This is a genomic window from Hydrogenophaga laconesensis (assembly GCF_031457235.1).
Classification (GTDB): Bacteria; Pseudomonadota; Gammaproteobacteria; order Burkholderiales; family Burkholderiaceae_C; genus Hydrogenophaga; species Hydrogenophaga laconesensis.
The window spans coordinates 140499-158325 of sequence record NZ_JAVDWE010000007.1; the positions used below are offsets into that span (position 1 = coordinate 140499).

Below are 17827 nucleotides of genomic sequence, written 5' to 3' on the forward strand. Positions count from 1 at the left end.
GTGACATGGCATTGAAGGTACTGATCGTTGACGATGAAGCGCTGGCGCGTTCGCGCATGCGCACACTGTTGGGCGAGTGCACCGAGCCACGGGCCGATGTGGTGGGTGAGGCGTCGAATGCGGTGCAGGCGATGGAGCAGATCCAGCGCACGGGCTGCGATCTGGTGATGCTGGACATCCACATGCCGGGCGTGGATGGGATCTCGCTGGCGAACACCTTGCGTCAGATGGCCACGCCGCCGGCGATCGTGTTCGTCACGGCGCATGCCGAGCACGCGGTACATGCTTTCGAGCTGGAGGCGATCGATTACCTCACCAAGCCGGTGCGGCGCGAGCGCCTGCAACAGGCGCTGCAGAAGGTGGTGCGCCAGCGCAGCGCGGGCGAGGGGGCGCAGGATGCGGGCCTGCCTGAGAGCCTGATCATCCAGGAGCGCGGTCGCAGCGAGCGGGTGGCGCTGGCCGATGTGATCTATCTGAAGGCCGAATTGAAGTACATCACGGTGCGCACGGCGGACAAGGAGCACATCTTCGATGGGGCGCTGAGCGATCTGGAGCAGCGTTACGCCCATCTGTTCGTGCGGGTGCACCGCAATGCCCTGGTGTCGCGCCGCGCGGTGCGGGCGGTGGAGAAGCACAACGATCCGGTCGAGGGTGAGGGCTGGATGGTGCGGCTCGATGGCGTCGATGAACGGCTGGCGGTGTCTCGTCGTCAGCTGGCGGCGGTTCGTGAAGCGCTGATGAGCTGATTGCCTCCATTGGCGTTGCTCCGGTGGTTGACGGCCGGGGTGATCGCCTCCGCGGCTGTCCCCCGAACCGGCTTCGCCGGTTCTCCTCCTTTTATGCCGCTGCGGCAATCACCCCGGCCGTCGACCACCTACCTTGCACGCGGTATGGCTGCAGCCCAGGTGTCTCAGGCTCCGGGGTGCGGGCGTTCTGCGCAGCGAAATAAAAGGAGGAGGCGGCCTCCCGCCCCCGGGGGACATTCGCGGAGCAGAGCGCCCGCACCCCGGAGCCCGCGAGGTTCCCCGCCAGTCAAACCTCCGCAGCCTCAACAAGAAACCGGACCCGCCGCTGCCCCTGCCACTCATCCGCATCCAGCCGGAAGGCAATCTTCACCCGCTCCGGCAGCGGCTCCGTGTGGCCGAACCAGATGCCATCCACCGGCTCGCCCTGGTGCTTGAGCTTCAGCGCCAGGTGCTTCTCGCCCACCAGCCGCTGAGACACCACCTGCACCTCCTCACAGAACACCGGCGGCGCAAACCCCTGACCCCAGACCTCCTGGTGCAGCGTGTCCACCAGATCCGCGCGGCGGTACTTCGTGTCCAATGGTCCATCGGCTTCCATGCGCCGCTGCAGCGTGGCGGCGTCCAGCCATTCGTGCGCCACCTGCTGCAACGCGGCTTCAAAGGTGTCGAGATGCTCCTCATCGATGGTGCAGCCCGCCGCCATCGCGTGGCCGCCAAAGCGCAGCAACACCCCCGGATGCCGCTTGGCCACCAGGTCCAGCGCATCGCGCAGATGGAAGCCCGCGATCGAACGGCCCGAGCCCTTCAGCTCGTGCTCCTTGCCTTCTGCGCTGCTCGCGGCGAACACGAACGTGGGCCGATGCAGCTTGTCCTTCAGCCTTGATGCCACGATGCCCACCACGCCTTCGTGAAAGTCGGGGTCGAACACCACCAGCGCGGGCGGGGGCTCTTCCGATTCATCGAACATCTCCTCGGCCATGAGCAGCGCCTGCTCGCGCATGTCGCCCTCGATCGCCTTGCGCTCGCGGTTGATGCCGTCGAGCGTGCGCGCCAGCTCGTCGGCACGCAGCGCATCGTCGGTGGTCAGGCATTCGATGCCCAGCGTCATGTCGGCCAGCCGCCCGGCGGCGTTCAGCCGTGGGCCGAGCGCGAAGCCGAAGTCGAATCCGGTGGCTGCGGCCGGTTTGCGGGCGGCGGCGTTGAAGAGCGCAGCCATGCCCGGCGGCATCGCGCCCTGGCGCACGCGCTTGAGGCCCTGCGCGACCAGGCGGCGGTTGTTGGCATCAAGGCGCACCACGTCGGCCACCGTACCGAGGGCGACCAGGGGCAACAGCGTGTCGATCTTGGGCTGGTTCTGCAGGGTGAACACGCCCCGTTCACGGAGCTCGGCGCGCAGCGCGAGCAGCACGTAGAACATCACGCCAACGCCAGCGATCGACTTGCTTTCGAAGGGGCAGCCAGGCTGGTTCGGGTTGACGATGATGCAGTCCTGCGGCAACACGATCTCTTCGTTGACCAGCGCAGGCAAGTGGTGGTCGGTCACGATCACGTCCAGGCCCAGTTCACGTGCGGCACGCACGCCATCGACGCTGGCAATGCCGTTGTCCACCGTCACCAGCACATCGGCGCCCTGCGCCTTCACACGCCGTGCGATGGCGGGGGTGAGGCCATAGCCGTCGGTGACACGGTCGGGCACGAGGTAGTTCACCCGGTCATGGCCCAGCGTCGCCCCCAGCAGGCGCAGGCCACGCAGGCCCACCGCGCAGGCAGTGGCGCCGTCGCAGTCGTAGTCGGCCACGATGCAGATGGATTTCTGCGCGGCCATCGCATCGGCCAGGGCCCGTGCGGCGTCCTGTGCGCCGAGCAGGGTGGACGGGGGCAGCAGACGCGCGAGTGCGTCGTCGAGTTCGTCCTTGCTGGTGATGCCGCGCGCGGCGAACAGGCGCGCCAGCAGCGGGTGCAGGCCGCTTTGTTCCAGAGCCCAGGCGGCGCGGGGTGGCACGTCGCGGGTGATGATCTTCATAGGGTTTCCAGGGTCTTCCAGGCCGGGGGCTGGCCGAGCAGGTTCTTGAACATGCGGCCGAGGCGTGCGCCCGTGCCTTGCGGTGCGTTGGTGAAGCGCTGCGCGGTTCGTTCGCCGCACAGGGTGAGGGTGATCGGCTCGCCGCGTCGGGCGCGGGCACGCCATTGGGCGATCTCGTTGGCATCGAGTGCGGTCCAGGCGCGTTGCCATGCCGGCCAGTCGGCCTTCAACGCGGCGTGGCGCAGGCCGTCGGGCATGGTCGGGCGTGGCCGCAAGGCCGGGGGATGGCCCAGTGCCCCCGCGCCGCTGACCCAGAAGCCGTTCACCGGGTGTAGCCGGGCGACCTCGCGTGCGTCGTGCACCGGGTGCGAATAGAAGAGCATCTGTGCCTCGCTCTGCAGGCGCTTGAGCAGGCGGCCGCCCGAGGGGTTTGCCGCGCTCTCGGCCATCCAGGCCTCGACCGAACGACCGCCGACGCGATCCAGGCTGGCGCAGGCGATGTCGCGGAGCGGCTCGCCCTGCGCGTGCCAGCGCGCGGCCGAGGTGTAGCTCAGGACGATGCCGTCTTCGGCGCAGTAGGGCGCGAGGGCGTCGAAAAGCGCGCGCGCGTGCCCGTCGGCGAGATCCAACTGATCGCCGGGCAGCAGCGTCACCTGTTCCATGCCGACCTGGAAATGGCAGGGCGTGAACCAGGCCTGGGGCCTGTCGGGCTGCGCGCCTTCGGCGGCGGCCCAGGGAATGAGACCGTCGCCAAACGGGCAGCCGTCGGCGCGCAGCAGGCCGATCGCCTGGGCCAGCGCTCGCTCGTGCGGCGGGCTCAGGCTGTGGTCGTCGCCCGCGTCGGTGTAGACCGGTATCAACTCGCCGAGCAGCGCGGTGAGCTGCGGCAGCACCAGACCGGGCAGTGCAGCGCGGCAGGCGGGGTCGCTCGCGCTGGCGAAGGGAACCAGCAGGTGCGAGGAGGGCTCGGAGGCCGTGGGGGGTACGGGCATGACGCGATTGTCGGGGATGCCACAATGCCCCTCTAACCCATGCAAACACCTTACGAACTCATCCTGGGCTGGCGCTACACGCGCGCCGGCCGCGCCACCCGGCGCAACGGCTTCATTTCCTTCATCTCGGGCGTGTCCATGCTGGGCATCGCGCTGGGTGTGGCCGCGTTGATCATCGTGCTCTCGGTGATGAACGGTTTCCAGAAGGAGGTGCGCGACCGCATGCTGGGCGTCCTCTCCCACATTGAGGTGTTCGAACCCAGCGGTCAGGCGATTCCCCATCTGGCGGAGACGATCGCGCGCATCGAACGCCACCCGGAAGTGGTCGGCGCTGCCCCCTTCGTTGGCGCGCAGGCGCTGATCGCGCGTGGCGAGGACATGAAGGGTGCCCTGGTGCGCGGCATCGACCCTGTCCTGGAACCCAAAGTCACCGACCTGGCTGCCGAGCTGTCCAACACCATGCTGCCCCGCCTGGTGCCCGGCGAGTTCGGCGTGATCCTGGGTGGCGAGCTGGCGCGCAGCCTGGGCGTGATCGCGGGCGACAGCGTGACGCTGATCGCACCCAGCGGCCAGGTCACGCCCGCCGGGGTGGTGCCCCGCATCCGCCAGATGACGGTGGTCGGCACGTTCGATTCGGGCCATTTCGAATACGACTCGGCGCTCGCGCTGATCCATCAGGAAGACGCCGCCCGCATCTTCCGCGTGGAGGGCCCGACCGGCGTGCGCGTGAAGATCAAGAACCTGCACGAGGCGCGCGAGGTGGCGGTGTCCATCGCCGCCGACCTCGACCCCGGCCTGCTGGTGCGCGACTGGACGCGCCAGAACCGCACCTGGTTCGCGGCGGTGCAGCTCGAGAAACGCATGATGTTCATCATCCTCACGCTGATCGTGGCGGTGGCGGCGTTCAACCTCGTCTCCACGCTGGTCATGACCGTGACCGACAAGCGTGCCGACATCGCGATCCTGCGCACCCTGGGCGCGAGCCCGCGCAGCATCATGGGGGTGTTCATGGTGCAGGGCGCCATGGTGGGCGTGATCGGCACCGGCGCCGGCCTGCTGCTCGGCCTGGGTGTGGCCTACAACATCGACACCCTGGTGCCCGCGCTCGAACGCCTGCTCGGGGCGAGCTTCCTGCCGCAGGACATCTATCTCATCAGCCGCATGCCCAGCGATCCGCAGCAGACCGACATCGTGCCGGTGGCGGTGATTTCTCTCGTGCTCGCGTTCCTGGCCACCATCTACCCGAGCTGGCGTGCCAGCCGAGTCAATCCCGCCGAGGCCCTGCGCTATGAGTGAGCTTGTCCTTCAATCCCAGGGCCTCACCAAGCGCTTTCACGAAGGCCGGCTCGATGTCACGGTGCTCAAGGGCATCGACCTCACCGTGCGCTCGGGCGAGACCGTCGCCATCGTCGGTGCGTCGGGCTCCGGCAAGAGCACGCTGCTTCACCTCCTCGGGGGACTGGATGCGCCCAGTGGCGGCAGCGTGCAGCTCATGGGCCAGGCGCTATCCGGCCTGAGCGCCGCGCAGCAGGGCCACCTGCGCAACCAGTACCTGGGTTTCGTCTACCAGTTCCACCACCTGCTGCCCGAGTTCAGCGCGCGCGACAACGTGGCCATGCCGCTGTGGATTCGCCGCCTGCCACGCGCCGAGGCCGCGCAGCGGGCCGAACAGATGCTCACGCGTGTGGGGCTGGGCGAGCGCCTGCACCACCGCCCGGCCGAGCTGTCGGGTGGCGAGCGTCAGCGCGTGGCGATCGCGCGTGCGCTGGTGACGCAGCCGGCCTGTGTGCTGGCCGACGAACCCACCGGCAACCTGGATCGCAGCACCGCCGAATCGGTGTTCCAGCTCATGCTGGAACTCGCACGCGATCAGGGAACGGCCTTCATCGTGGTCACCCACGACGAAAACCTGGCTGCACGCTGCAACCGTGTGCTGCGACTGACGGCGGGTGTGCTGACCTGAGACGATCCGCCGCCGGGCCGCTCCCAAGGCGGATCAGCCCCCTCGGGGGGCAGCGACCCGCGCAGCGGTGGAGCGTGGGGGTTGGCGATGCGGTCCGCCGCCGGGCCGCTCCCAAGGCGGATCAGCCCCCTCGGGGGGCAGCGACCCGCGCAGCGGTGGGGTGTGGGGGTTCAGGGTTTGGTGCGCGTGAAGCGCAGGGGCTTGTCCATCCCCTGCACGTGCATCAGCATGGTCTTGCCGCTCACTTCCAGGCGCTGCGCTTTCTGCAGCGCGTCCAGATAGCGCGACTCCTGGTCGTTCACCGCCTCGGCGCAGGCCATGCGCGTGCCGCCGAGCTGGCCGAAGGCCACGCGGTCCTGCATCAGGGTGTAAGAGCCGAAAAAGCGATTGCACGAGCTGTTGCCCGCCACCCGGCCGGCCTCGGGAAACGCCAGGGTGGCCTGCACGCGGTCGACCACGCCGCGCCCTCCCAGGTCTTCCAGCAGCCATTCGCTGCCCACCAGCGGCGCAGGGGCGGGGGCACCCGGCATGGCACAGGCGGTCAGGGCCATGAGCGCGGGAGCGACGAGCCAGGCGAGGCGGGACGTGTGTGACATGGCGGTTTCCTTTCTTGTCGGGGGGACAGCCGGCGGGTGCGAACTTGCCGGCACAATGGCCGTTATACCGCCATGTGGATCGACACACACTGCCATCTGGACGCCGCCGAGTTTGGCGCAGAGCCCGCGCACTTGACCGGCTTGCGCCAGCGCGCGGCCGACCAGGGCGTGGGGTTGTGCGTCATTCCTGCCGTGGCGCGAGCCAACTTCGGCACCGTGCGCGAGCTCGCGCACCGGCTGGGCGATACCTACGCGCTGGGCATCCATCCCCTGTGCGTGCCCCGTGCGTCCGACGACGATCTGCAGGCGCTGGACGCCGCGCTCGCCGATCATCGCGACGATCCCCGCCTGGTGGCGGTCGGCGAGATCGGCCTGGATTTCTTCGTGCCCGAGTTGTGCACGCCCGAGATGCGGGAGCGGCAGGCGTTCTTCTACCGGGCGCAGCTCCGGCTGGCACGCCAGCACGGCCTGCCGGTCATCGTGCATGTGCGCCGCAGCGCCGACATGCTGCTCAAACACCTGCGCGAGTTGCCGGTGACCGGTATCGCCCACGCATTCAATGGCAGCGAACAGCAGGCGCAGGCTTTCATCGAGCTGGGCTTCAAGCTCGGCTTTGGTGGCGCCTGCACGTTCGAGCCAGCGCGGCAGCTGCGGCGCCTGGCCGCCGAATTGCCTCTATCCGCGCTCGTGCTGGAAACCGACGCGCCTGACATTCCGCCGCAATGGCTGTATGTGACGGCGGCCGAACGGCAGGCCGGGCGTGCGCAGGCTGTCAACAGCCCGGCGGAGCTGCCTCGCATCGGGGCCGTGGTGGCGGGCTTGCGCGGCATGCCCGTGGCCGATCTGATGCACGCCACCACCGCCAACGCGCTGGCCGTGCTGCCGCGGCTCGCGGCACTGGAGGCGGTGGCATGAGCACCGCGCCGGGCCATACGAAGCCTAAGCGCACCGACGGTGCACCTGTGAGCCGCCTGCAAGGCCTGGCGCCGGTACTGAGTTCGAACACGCGCGTGCTGGTGCTGGGCAGTTTCCCGGGTGCGGCGTCGCTGCGCGCGCAGCAGTACTACGGCCATCCGCAGAACCATTTCTGGAAGATCCTGGGTGCCTTGTGGGCACAGCCGCTGACCGGCATGTCCTACGAGGACCGCCTGGCCGTGCTGTGCGAGCGCGGACTGGGCGTCTGGGATGTGTACGGCGCCTGTGAGCGCGAGGGCAGTCTGGACGCGGATATCCTCAACGCGGAACTGAACGACTTCTCCGTGGTGCGCTGGCGCTGCCCGCAGCTGGAGGCGATTGCCCACAATGGCGGTGAAAGCTTCCGGCATGCACGCCACACAGAGCGGCTGGGTGTGCCGGTGTACAAGCTGCCGTCCACCAGCCCGGCCAACGCGAGCTGGAGCTTCGACCGCAAGCTGGAAGCCTGGGCCGAGGTGCTGCGTCGGCACGGTGTCGCGGCCTGAGCCGCATGTCACGTCCGCCTTCCATAATGACCTGTTTCCAAGCCAACCTGCAACCGATGCCCGTCCCGATCCGACTTCCCGTGTGCCGCATGCACGGCGCCTTCGCATGAAGGCCGGCGCCAACGCTGCCGCCCGCGCCCGCCGTACCCCGCAGGCCTTGCCGGAGGTGACCATCTCCGAAGACAGTGAGGTGCGCTTCCTGCATCTGGGCACCGAGTGGATTCAGGGCTCGATGCTGCTGGACGCGCCGTTCGACATCGAGCTCGACTATGTCCAGCGCATGATGGCCTGGCTGCTGTTTGTCGAGCCCGATTCGGTGGCCAGGCGTCGTGCGCTGCAGCTGGGCCTGGGGTCGGCCGCGCTCACCAAGTTCTGCTTCAAGAAGCTGCGCATGGACACCACCGCGATCGAGATCAACCCCCAGGTGCTCGCGGTGTGCCGGCAGTGGTTCAAGCTGCCCGCCGATGGTCCTCGCCTGCGTGTGTTGCTGGCCGATGCCGGCGAAGAGATCCGGAGCGCGGACCACGTCGGCGCATACGATGCGTTGCAGGTGGACCTGTACGACCACGAGGCCGCCGCGCCGGTGCTCGACAGCCCCGACTTCTACGCCGACTGCCGGACCGCGCTGACCGATGACGGTTGCCTGACCGTCAACCTGTTCGGGCGCGACGCCAGCTACGAAAGGTCGCTGCAAGGCATCTGTGCGGCCTTCGGTGCCGACGCGGTATGGGCATTCAAGCCTACGCGGGAGGGCAACACCGTGGTGCTGGCCCAACGGACCTCGAACCGCCCCACGCGCATGGCCCTGCTGGCGCGCGCCGAAGCGGTTCAGGCGCGCTGGGGTTTACCCGCTGTGAAGTGGCTGAAGCTGTTCAAACCAGTATCCTGATCAACGCATGAAAACCTCGCAGACGCCATCGCAGCAGAAATTCGACGGTCCGCTGGACTGGCGCACGCTGGTGGGCTGGCTGCGCGAGGACGGGGTGATCTCCAGCGAGGAGGCCGACCGCACCATTGCTCGCTGCGCATCCGCGCACAGCTCGCAGCATCCGTTGCAACGGCTCTCGGTGGTGGGCATGGCGCGTGCGTCCGACAGCCATGTGCTCGACGTGGAGACGCTCACGCAATGGCTCGCGAAGCGCAGCGGGCTCGACTACATGCGCATCGATCCGCTGAAGGTCGACGTGGGCAAGGTGGCCGACGTGATGAGCGCGGCCTACGCCGAGCGCCACAAGGTGCTGCCGGTGCTGGTGAGCCCGACCGAGGTCGTGGTGGCCACGGCCGAGCCCTACATCCGCGACTGGGTGCCCGAAGTGGAACGACAGACGCGGCGCAGCGTTCGCCTGGTGCTTTCCAGCCCGCAGTCCATCAACAGCTACACCGGTGAATTCTTCGCGCTGGCCAAGTCGGTTCGCGCGGCCAGCAAGAGCGGCGGCCAGGGCGGTTTCGGCAGCTTCGAGCAGCTGGTGGAGCTGGGCAAGTCCAACAAGCAGCTCGACGCCAACGACCAGGGTGTGGTGCAGGTGGTGGACTGGCTCTGGCAATACGCCTTCGACCAGCGTGCGAGCGACATCCACCTCGAGCCCCGGCGTGATCAGGGGGTGATCCGCTTTCGCATCGATGGCGTGCTGCACCCGGTGTACCAGATGCCCATCGGTGTGATGAACGCCATGACCGCGCGCATCAAGCTGCTGGGCCGCATGGACGTGGTCGAACGCCGGCGCCCACAGGATGGTCGCATCAAGACGCTGCGGCCTGGCGTGGGTGGCGCGAGGGGCGACGAAGTGGAGATGCGCCTGTCCACGCTGCCCACCGCATTCGGTGAAAAGCTGGTGATGCGCATCTTCGATCCCGAATCGACCGTCAAGGATCTCGGTGCGCTGGGCTTTCCACCGCACGACGCGCAGCGCTGGGAGGCGCTGACGCGGCACCCGCATGGCATCGTGCTGGTCACCGGCCCCACTGGTTCGGGCAAGACGACCACGCTCTACGCCACGCTCAAGCGGCTGGCCACGGAAGAGGTGAATGTGAGCACGGTGGAAGACCCGATCGAGATGATCGAGCCGGCCTTCAACCAGACACAGGTGCAGCCGCACCTCGACCTCGATTTCGCGCAGGGGCTGCGTTCCCTGATGCGGCAGGACCCCGACATCATCATGGTGGGCGAGGTGCGCGACCTGGCCACCGCCGAGATGGCGGTGCAGGCCGCGCTCACGGGCCACCTCGTGTTCACCACGCTGCACACCAACGACGCGCCGTCGGCGGTCATGCGGCTGATGGAGCTGGGCATCCCGCCCTACCTGATCAACGCCACCGTGCTGGGCGTGCTTGCGCAGCGCCTGGTGCGCACGCTGTGTCCGGCCTGCCGCAAGCCGCAGGACAAGGAACAGGTGGCGGCATCGCGCGCATCGCTCACGGAACTGGTGAAGCCCTGGCAGGTCAGTGGCAGCTACCGGCCTTACCAGCCGGTTGGCTGTGTGGACTGCCGCATGACGGGCTTCCGCGGTCGCATGGGCTTGTACGAGCTGCTGGTGGTTACCGAGGCGTTCAAGGACAAGGTCAGCCGGGAGCCCGTGCTGGATGCCTTGCGCAGGCAGGCCGTGCAGGACGGCATGCGTCCGTTGCGTCTGGGTGGCGCGGCGCGCGTGGCCGAAGGCCTGACGACCATGGACGAGGTGCTCTCCTGCACGCCGCCCGTGCAGTGAATCCCGCACCCCGCCGCAGCGATCCATGATCAAGAACCTGCAGGATTTTCTGGCCGGCCTGCTGTTCCTGGCGCTGGGCATCGGTTTCGGCTGGGCCGCCACGCGCCACGCGCTGGGCTCGGCCGCCGACATGGGCCCTGGCTATGTGCCGCTGCTGCTCGGCCTGTTGCTGGGTCTGCTGGGCGTGCTCATTCTTTTCAAGGCGCTGACTTTCGAAGCCGTGGGCGGCGGGCGTGTGCGCCACTGGGGCCTGGGCCCGTTGCTGCGTGTGCTTGGGGGTCTGTTCTGGTTCGCGCTGTGCAGCGGCCCGGCCCAGTGGCCGTGGGTGGGTGGATGGTTCACCCGCTGGCCCACGCTTGGCCTTGCGGTGGGGCTGGTGGGCCTCGTGCTGGCGGTGGTGTCCGGTGACAAGGGCGGCTCCCGTCAGCGCGTGTGGCTGTGGGCCATTGCGCTGGTGGCGGTGGTGTGCATCCTGTGGATCGGCCCGCTGGGGCTGGATGTGCCGCTGTGGCCTACGCGCTCCATGCGCTGAAGACGGACGGGCACGAAGACATGGAGTTCTCCTGGTGGGATTCGCTGGCGCAGGGGCTGGCTGCGGTGGGCAGCTGGCAGGCGCTCGGTCTGGTGGCACTGGGCGTGGTGGTGGGCAGCGTATTCGGCGTGTTGCCCGGCCTTGGTCCGGTGGCGGCCATCGCGTTGCTGCTGCCGGCCACCCTGGGGCTTTCTTCGTTGTCGGCGCTGCTGGTGCTCGCGGGGGTCTACTACGGCGCGCAGTACGGTGGCTCCGTGCCGGCCATCGTGCTCGACCAGCCGGGTGAGGCTTCATCGGTCATGACCAGTCTGGACGGTCATCCGCTGGCACGGCAGAACCGCGCAGGCGTGGCGCTCTCGGTGGCCACCCTCAGTTCGTTCGTCGCGGGCTGCCTGGCGATCGCCCTGGTGGTGTTGCTGGCACCGGGCGTGGTGTCGCTGGGTTTGCAGTTTGGTGCGGCCGAACGCTTCCTGTTGCTGGTGGTGGGGCTGGTCGGAGCGACGGTGCTTGCGTCAGGCTCCTTCCTCAAGGCGCTGGCGATGGCGGTGCTGGGCCTGTTGCTGGGTCTTGTGGGCTGGGACGTCCACACCGGCACCGCGCGGTTCGTGCCCGAGGCGCTGGAACCCTGGATGGGCCGGCAGCAGGGGCTGACCGAGGGCGTGGGCTTCATCGCGCTGGCGCTGGGATTCTTTGTGGTGGCGCCGGTGGCGGCCGAGCTGGCGGGACTGTCCGCGCTCGCTCCCGGTGCGCCGGTGCAAGAGTCACCTCGAGCTCCCTCGGACGGCGTGGGCCTCGACACGCGGCCCACCCGCGACGAACTCAAGGATGCCCTGCCTGCGCTGCTGCGTGGCACTGGGCTGGGGGTGGTGCTCGGCGTGCTGCCCGGCGGTGGGGCGCTGTTGTCGTCGCTGGCGGCCTACCGCCTGGAGGCGGTGGTCTCGCGCCACCGTGAGCCCGCGCTGGGTCAGGGCAATCTGCGCGGCGTGGCCGCGCCCGAGGCGGCGAACAACGCTGGCGCGCAGACCGCCTACCTGCCGATGCTGGCATTGGGCCTGCCGCCCAACACGATCATGGCGCTGCTGCTCGGCGCGCTCGGCCTGCATGCGATCGAGCCTGGCCCGTCGGTGATGGTGGTGCAGCCTCAGCTGTTCTGGGGGCTGCTGGTGTCCATGTGGGTCGGCAACCTGTTGTTGCTCGCGCTCAATCTGCCACTGGGCCGCTGGTGGGTACCGGCGATGCTGAGTGTGCTGCGCCTGCCGCGCCGCGCATTGCTCGCTGGGTTGCTGGTGGCGGCTGGCCTGGGGGCGCTCGCGCTCGGGCCGCATGGCTGGGGCGTCTGGCTGGTCATGGGGCTGGGGCTGCTGGGTTTCCTGTTGCAGCGCCTGGGCTGTGAAGGCGTGGCCTTGCTGCTGGGCTTCGTGCTGGCGCCTGGCCTGGAAGAGCAACTGCGCCGTGCGCTGCAGCTTGCGCGGGGCAACTGGTTCGTGTTCATCGAGCGGCCGGTGTCGGCGCTGTTGTTGATGGTGGCCATCCTGCTGCTGCTGGTCGTGGTGCTGCAACCGCGCCGCCGTGGTGGCCGTTGACGGGGTCTGGCATCGCCAAAGACGAAGCCCCTGGCCTCGCATGCCCTTCGCACGGCCCGGATAATCGCCCGGATGCCTGCCGCGCCTGCTTCCCCCTCCCACGCCTCCCATCTCGCCAGCGGTCTGCTGCTCGCCAGTGCGGGCTCGATCGCCTTCAGCGGCAAGGCCATCATCGTCAAGCTGGCGTACCGGTATGGGGTCGACGCGGTCACGCTGATCATGTACCGCATGCTGTTTGCGCTGCCCCTGTTTCTCGCGCTGGCGTGGTGGGCGAGCCATCGGCCTGGCGGCGAGAGGCCTGCACCGCTGACGCAGCGCGACTGGCTCGGCGTTGTCGGCCTGGGTATCACCGGCTACTACCTTGCGAGCTTTCTCGACTTCTGGGGTCTGCAGTACATCAGCGCGAGCCTGGAGCGCCTCATCCTGTACCTGAACCCCACGCTGGTGCTGTTGCTGGGCTGGGTGATCTACCGGCGCCGCATCACAGGCCTGCAGGCGGTGGCGATGGCGGTGAGCTATGCCGGCGTGCTGCTGGTGTTTGGTCATGAAGCCGGTTTCCAGGGGCCGGACGCCGCGTTCGGCGCCGCGCTGGTGTTCGCCAGTGCCATCAGCTACGCGATCTACCTCGTGTACAGCGGCGAGCTCGTGAAGCGGCTGGGCTCCATGCGGCTGGTGGGTCTGGCCACCAGCGTGGCGTGCCTGCTGTGCCTGCTGCAATTCGTTCTGCTGCGCCCGATGAGCGCGGCGGCGGTGGCGCCCGAGGTGATCTGGCTCTCGCTGCTGAACGCCACGTTGTGCACGTTCGCGCCGGTGATGATGGTGATGATGGCGATCGAGCGCGTGGGCGCCGGCCTGACCGCACAGACCGGGATGATCGGCCCGATGTCCACCATCGTGATGGGCGTGCTGATCCTCGACGAACCCTTCAACCGCTGGATCGTTGCGGGCACCGTGCTCGTGCTTGGCGGTGTCTTCCTGGTGACGCGCTTCGGCACGGTGCCGAAAAATTAACCCACGGAGAGAAACATGGATCTGGGCATCAAAGGCAAATGGGCACTGGTGTGCGGTGCGAGCAAGGGCTTGGGGCTGGGCTGCGCCCAGGCGCTGGTGGCCGAGGGCGTGAACGTGGTGCTTGTCGCACGGGGCGCGCCCGACCTCGACGCCGCGGTGAACGCGCTGCGCACCAGTGCACCCGGCGTGAGCGTGCTCGGCGTGGCGGCGGACATCATCACCCCCCAAGGCCGTGCGGCGGCGCTCTCGGTGGCGGGTGGTCCGGGCACGGCGTTCGACATCCTGGTCAACAACGCGGGTGGTCCGCCCCCAGGCGATTTCCGTGCCTGGGAACGCGAGGACTGGATCAAGGCGCTGGACGCTAACATGCTCACCCCGATCGAGCTCATCAAGGCGGTGGTGGACGGTATGGCCGAGCGTGGCTTCGGCCGCATCGTCAATATCACCTCTGGCGCGGTGAAGGCACCCATCGGCATCCTCGGCCTTTCCAATGGTGCGCGCACCGGGCTCACCGGTTTCGTGGCCGGTCTGGCGCGCAGCGATATCGCCGCGCGTGGCGTGACCATCAACAACCTGTTGCCCGGAGCCTTCGAGACCGAGCGCCTGCGCACCACGCTGGGCAGCCTCGCGCAAAAGGCCGGGCAGACGGTGGAAGCGGTGGCCGACAGCCGCCGCAAGGGCGTGCCGGCGCGGCGCTTCGGGAACCCGGAGGAGTTCGGTGCCATCTGCGCCTTTCTGTGCAGCGTTCACGCGGGCTACATGACAGGCCAGAACGTGCTGGCCGATGGCGGTGCCTACGCCGGCACGTTCTGAGAAAGCGGGGCGCACTGAGGAAGTGCGCCGTGTGGTCAGCGGCGTGGCGACACCAGGATGCCGCCCACGATCAGCATGAACCCGGCGATGTGGTAGCCGCGTGGCGGTTCGCCCAGCACGGTCGCCGACAGCAATGCCGCGAACAGTGCCGTGAGATTCTGGAACAGGCTGGCCATCGCCGGCCCCACGCGGGCCACGGCCGCGCCCCAGCAGCGGTAGGCGATCAGCGAAGGGCCGATGGCGAAGAACAACAGCGCTGCGGCCGTTGACCAACCCCAGTGGATGTGCGACTCGCCTGCCGGCACTTCGGGCAGCACAAACAGCCATTCACCTGCCGAGAACAGCCCCGACCAGAACAGCCCCATGACGATCTGTGCCATGAGGAAGGCGGCCCAGTCGGCCTTGAGGTCCACCGGATCGTCACCTGGCCGCGCCAGCTGCCAGCTGTACCAGGCCCAGAGGATGGCGGCGAGCAAGATCCACGCGTCGCCGGGCACCAGCTGCACCGCGAGCAATTGTTCCAGGTGGCCACGCGACAGCACCACCGCCACTCCGGCCAGCGACAAGGCCGCACCAAGGGCCGCCTGGCGTGAGATGGCCACACCGTACAGCAGGCGGCCCAGCAGCAGCATCCAGACCGGCGAGCTGGCGGCCACCAGCGTGACGTTCATGGGGGTGGACGTTTTCAGGGCCATGTATTGCAGGGCGTTGTAGGACCCCACACCCAGCAGCCCGAGCAGTGCGAAGCGCCGCCAGTGCGTCCACAGACCGCTGCCGCGCCGCAGCACCCAGCCGGCCATGGGCAGCAGCAGGCAGAACGCCAGCGCCCAGCGCAGGAAATTGAGCGTGATCGGCGGCACCACGCCCTGCATCAGCCTGCCGACCACCGCATTGCCGGCCCACAGCAGGGGCGGCAGCGTGAGCAGCACCAGTGCGGTGGGCGTGAGGCGTGAGGTACTGGGGTTCGGCGGCATGGCCCGACACTGTAGCCGCGATGGCAAGACCGGCCACAGGCAGGGGATGATGGAATGGCTGCCGCAGGGGCGTCGCCGATTCATGGCAGCATCGCCGCATTCCCTGTTGTTGCGCTTCACCGATGAGGAGACCAAGATGAGCAAACAGACCAGCCGTGCCGTGCGCATCCATGCCGTGGGCGGTCCCGAGCAACTGGTGATCGACACCGTGAGCGTGGGCGAGCCGGGTCCTGGGCAGGTGCGCATCCGCCACCACGCCGTGGGCCTGAACTTCATCGACGTGTACCAGCGTACCGGCCTGTACCCCTTTCCCCTGCCACTGGCGCTCGGCATGGAAGGCGCAGGTGTGATCGAGGCCGTCGGCGAGGGCGTGACGCATCTCAAGGCCGGCGACCGCGCGGCCTATGCCGCCAACCCACCTGGCAGCTACTGCGATGTGCGCGTGATGCCCGCCATGAACGTCTGCCGCCTGCCCGACGCCATCGACTTCGAAACCGGTGCGGCCATGATGCTCAAGGGCTTGACCGCGCAGTACCTTCTCAAGCGCAGCCGTCCAGTGGAGGGGCTGGAAGCGGGTGATTTCGTGCTGTTCCATGCGGCCGCCGGTGGCGTGGGGCTGATCGCCTGCCAATGGGCCAGGTCGCTGGGTCTTCAACTGATCGGCACTGCGGGGTCTGACGAGAAATGCGCACTGGCGCTTGAGCACGGTGCGGCACACGCCATCAACTACCGCACCGAGGACTTCGCCGCGCGCGTCAAGGACATCACCAACGGGCAAGGCGTGAAGGTGGTCTACGACTCGGTGGGCAAGGACACCTTCGACAAATCGCTCGACTGTCTGCGCCCCTTCGGCCTGATGGTCAGCTTCGGCAATGCTTCGGGACCGGTGCCGCCGTTCGCGCCGGGTATCCTGGCTTCCAAGGGCTCGATCTATGTGACGCGCCAGACGCTGTTCAGCCACATCAACAGCCGGGAGCGCACGCAGGCCATGGCGGACGACCTGTTCGCGGTGGTGGAAGGCGGCAAGGTCAAGGTGCGCATCGACCAACGTTTCGCACTGATCGACGTGCAGGCCGCGCACAAGAGCCTGGAAGCACGCGCCACCACCGGTTGCACAGTGCTGCTGCCCTGAGCCTCAGGCGGGCGCCCTGATCGGAGTGCGATGGCGCTCTGCGCAGCGAAATAAAGGAGGAGGCGGCACCAGCCGCCGGGGGACATTCGCGGATCGGAGTGCCATCGCACTCCGATCCCGCGAGGTCCAGGCACGCCATCAGGCCAATTGCGCCACCTTGGGCGTGGCCTGCGCCAGCGCACGTTCCAGGTGCTGAAGCGTGCCCGGCACGTCGTGCCACTTGTCCAGCCCGAACAGGCCGATCCGGAAAGTCTTGAAATCCGCACCCTCGTCGCACTGCAGCGGCACGCCTGCCGCCGTCTGCAGACCTTGCGCAAGAAACGCCTTGCTGGACTGGATCTCGGGGTCGGTCGTGTGGCTCACCACCACGCCAGGCGCCTGGAAGCCGGATGCGGCCACGCTGGGGAAGCCATGGCGCACGAGCAGCGCGCGCACCTGCGTGCCGAGTTCGATCTGTTCCTTGCGCACGCGCTCGAAGCCGTAGGCCTCGGTTTCCTTCATGGTGTCTCGAAGGCGGAGCAGGGCGTCGGTGGGCAGTGTGGTGTGGTACGCATGACCCCCGCCCTCATAGGTCTCCATGATCTGCAGCCACTTCTTCAGGTCCATCGCGAAGGTGGTGCTCTGCGTCTGGTCGATCGCCGTGCGGGCGCGCTCGCTGAGCATCACCATGGCGCAGCAGGGGGAGCTGCTCCAGCCCTTCTGCGGGGCCGAAATGAGGATGTCGACGCCGGTGGCTTTCATGTCCACCCACATCGCGCCGGAGGCGACGCAGTCGAGCACGAACAGACCGCCCACGGCGTGCACCGCATCGGCCACAGCCTTGAGGTAGTCGTCCGGCAGGATCATGCCGGCGGCGGTTTCCACGTGCGGGGCGAACACCACCGCAGGCTTCTCGCGTGCGATCGTGGTTTTCACCTCTTCGATGGGGGCGGGCGCCCACGCGGCTTGCGCGCCTTCGGCGATGCGGCGGGCCTTCATTGCGGTGTGGCTGGCGGGAATGCCGCCCATCTCGAAAATCTGCGTCCAGCGGTAGCTGAACCAGCCATTGCGGATGACGAGCACATGCTTGCCATGCGCAAACTGCCGCGCCACGGACTCCATGCCAAACGTGCCGCTGCCAGGCACCAGCACGGTGGAGTGGGCACCATAGACGCGCTTGAGCATGGCGGAAATGTCGGTCATCACGCCCTGGAAACGCCGGGACATGTGGTTGAGCGCGCGGTCGGTGTAGACCACCGAGAACTCGAGCAGGCCGTCGGGATCGATGTGGGGCAGCAGTCCGGGCATGTGGTCTCCT

General features: G+C 68.2%; 17 protein-coding genes. 12 read left to right on the forward strand and 5 right to left on the reverse strand.

Going from position 1 to position 17827, the window contains the following annotated elements:
* The first annotated feature begins 5 nt into the window (after positions 1-5).
* Entirely contained in the window at positions 6-746 is a 741-nt protein-coding gene (locus tag J2X09_RS13955; RefSeq protein ID WP_204734049.1) for a LytR/AlgR family response regulator transcription factor, read from the forward strand.
* Between the two features lie 286 nt (positions 747-1032).
* Here J2X09_RS13955 and recJ read toward each other — a convergent pair whose 3' ends face one another.
* On the reverse strand, positions 1033-2769 hold the full coding sequence (gene recJ / locus J2X09_RS13960; RefSeq protein WP_204734048.1) for a single-stranded-DNA-specific exonuclease RecJ: 1737 nt from the start codon (positions 2767-2769) through the stop codon (positions 1033-1035).
* Positions 2766-3761: a phosphoglycerate mutase gene (locus J2X09_RS13965; protein ID WP_204734047.1), complete on the reverse strand. Its 996-nt coding sequence runs from the start codon at positions 3759-3761 to the stop codon at positions 2766-2768. Before J2X09_RS13965 ends, recJ begins: the two co-directional genes overlap by 4 nt.
* Positions 3762-3800: 39 nt before the next feature.
* Between J2X09_RS13965 and J2X09_RS13970 the strand changes: the two genes are divergently transcribed.
* The gene (locus tag J2X09_RS13970; RefSeq protein ID WP_204734046.1) at positions 3801-5057 is read left to right on the forward strand and encodes a lipoprotein-releasing ABC transporter permease subunit; all 1257 of its coding nucleotides are present in this window, start codon (positions 3801-3803) and stop codon (positions 5055-5057) included.
* Complete coding sequence (gene lolD / locus J2X09_RS13975) at positions 5050-5724, forward strand: lipoprotein-releasing ABC transporter ATP-binding protein LolD (RefSeq protein ID WP_204734045.1); 675 nt, start codon at positions 5050-5052, stop codon at positions 5722-5724. The genes J2X09_RS13970 and lolD overlap by 8 nt, the downstream gene beginning before the upstream one ends.
* Positions 5725-5894: 170 nt before the next feature.
* Here the strand turns inward: lolD and J2X09_RS13980 are convergent, their stop codons facing one another.
* Positions 5895-6320 (reverse strand): META domain-containing protein, encoded by a 426-nt coding sequence (locus J2X09_RS13980; protein WP_204734044.1) that lies wholly within the window; start codon positions 6318-6320, stop codon positions 5895-5897.
* Between the two features lie 72 nt (positions 6321-6392).
* Between J2X09_RS13980 and J2X09_RS13985 the strand changes: the two genes are divergently transcribed.
* From J2X09_RS13985 to J2X09_RS14020, 8 genes are all read left to right on the forward strand, one after another.
* Positions 6393-7235, forward strand: a complete 843-nt coding sequence (locus J2X09_RS13985; protein WP_204734043.1) for a TatD family hydrolase — start codon at positions 6393-6395, stop codon at positions 7233-7235.
* Positions 7232-7780, forward strand: coding sequence for a DNA-deoxyinosine glycosylase (locus J2X09_RS13990; RefSeq protein ID WP_204734042.1), 549 nt, complete (start codon positions 7232-7234; stop codon positions 7778-7780). The genes J2X09_RS13985 and J2X09_RS13990 overlap by 4 nt, the downstream gene beginning before the upstream one ends.
* A gap of 106 nt (positions 7781-7886) precedes the next feature.
* On the forward strand, positions 7887-8669 hold the full coding sequence (locus J2X09_RS13995; protein WP_204734041.1) for a spermine/spermidine synthase domain-containing protein: 783 nt from the start codon (positions 7887-7889) through the stop codon (positions 8667-8669).
* A 7-nt stretch (positions 8670-8676) separates the two neighbouring features.
* Positions 8677-10485: a type IV pilus assembly ATPase TfpB gene (gene tfpB / locus J2X09_RS14000; RefSeq protein WP_204734040.1), complete on the forward strand. Its 1809-nt coding sequence runs from the start codon at positions 8677-8679 to the stop codon at positions 10483-10485.
* A 25-nt stretch (positions 10486-10510) separates the two neighbouring features.
* A complete protein-coding gene (locus tag J2X09_RS14005) occupies positions 10511-11017 on the forward strand; it encodes a tripartite tricarboxylate transporter TctB family protein (RefSeq protein ID WP_204734039.1) in 507 nt (168 codons plus the stop codon).
* A gap of 20 nt (positions 11018-11037) precedes the next feature.
* Positions 11038-12600 (forward strand): tripartite tricarboxylate transporter permease, encoded by a 1563-nt coding sequence (locus tag J2X09_RS14010; protein ID WP_204734144.1) that lies wholly within the window; start codon positions 11038-11040, stop codon positions 12598-12600.
* 72 nt (positions 12601-12672) lie between these two features.
* Positions 12673-13611: a DMT family transporter gene (locus tag J2X09_RS14015; protein WP_204734038.1), complete on the forward strand. Its 939-nt coding sequence runs from the start codon at positions 12673-12675 to the stop codon at positions 13609-13611.
* Positions 13612-13626: 15 nt separating this feature from the next.
* A complete protein-coding gene (locus J2X09_RS14020) occupies positions 13627-14424 on the forward strand; it encodes an SDR family oxidoreductase (protein WP_204734037.1) in 798 nt (265 codons plus the stop codon).
* Between the two features lie 35 nt (positions 14425-14459).
* Here the strand turns inward: J2X09_RS14020 and J2X09_RS14025 are convergent, their stop codons facing one another.
* Complete coding sequence (locus J2X09_RS14025; protein WP_204734036.1) at positions 14460-15398, reverse strand: DMT family transporter; 939 nt, start codon at positions 15396-15398, stop codon at positions 14460-14462.
* A gap of 136 nt (positions 15399-15534) precedes the next feature.
* Here J2X09_RS14025 and J2X09_RS14030 point away from each other — a divergent pair, with 136 nt between their 5' ends.
* Positions 15535-16530 (forward strand): quinone oxidoreductase family protein, encoded by a 996-nt coding sequence (locus tag J2X09_RS14030; protein WP_204734035.1) that lies wholly within the window; start codon positions 15535-15537, stop codon positions 16528-16530.
* A 138-nt stretch (positions 16531-16668) separates the two neighbouring features.
* On the opposite strand, the gene J2X09_RS14035 is transcribed toward J2X09_RS14030, so the two are convergent.
* Positions 16669-17817, reverse strand: coding sequence for an aminotransferase class V-fold PLP-dependent enzyme (locus J2X09_RS14035; RefSeq protein WP_204734034.1), 1149 nt, complete (start codon positions 17815-17817; stop codon positions 16669-16671).
* Positions 17818-17827 lie beyond the last annotated feature (10 nt).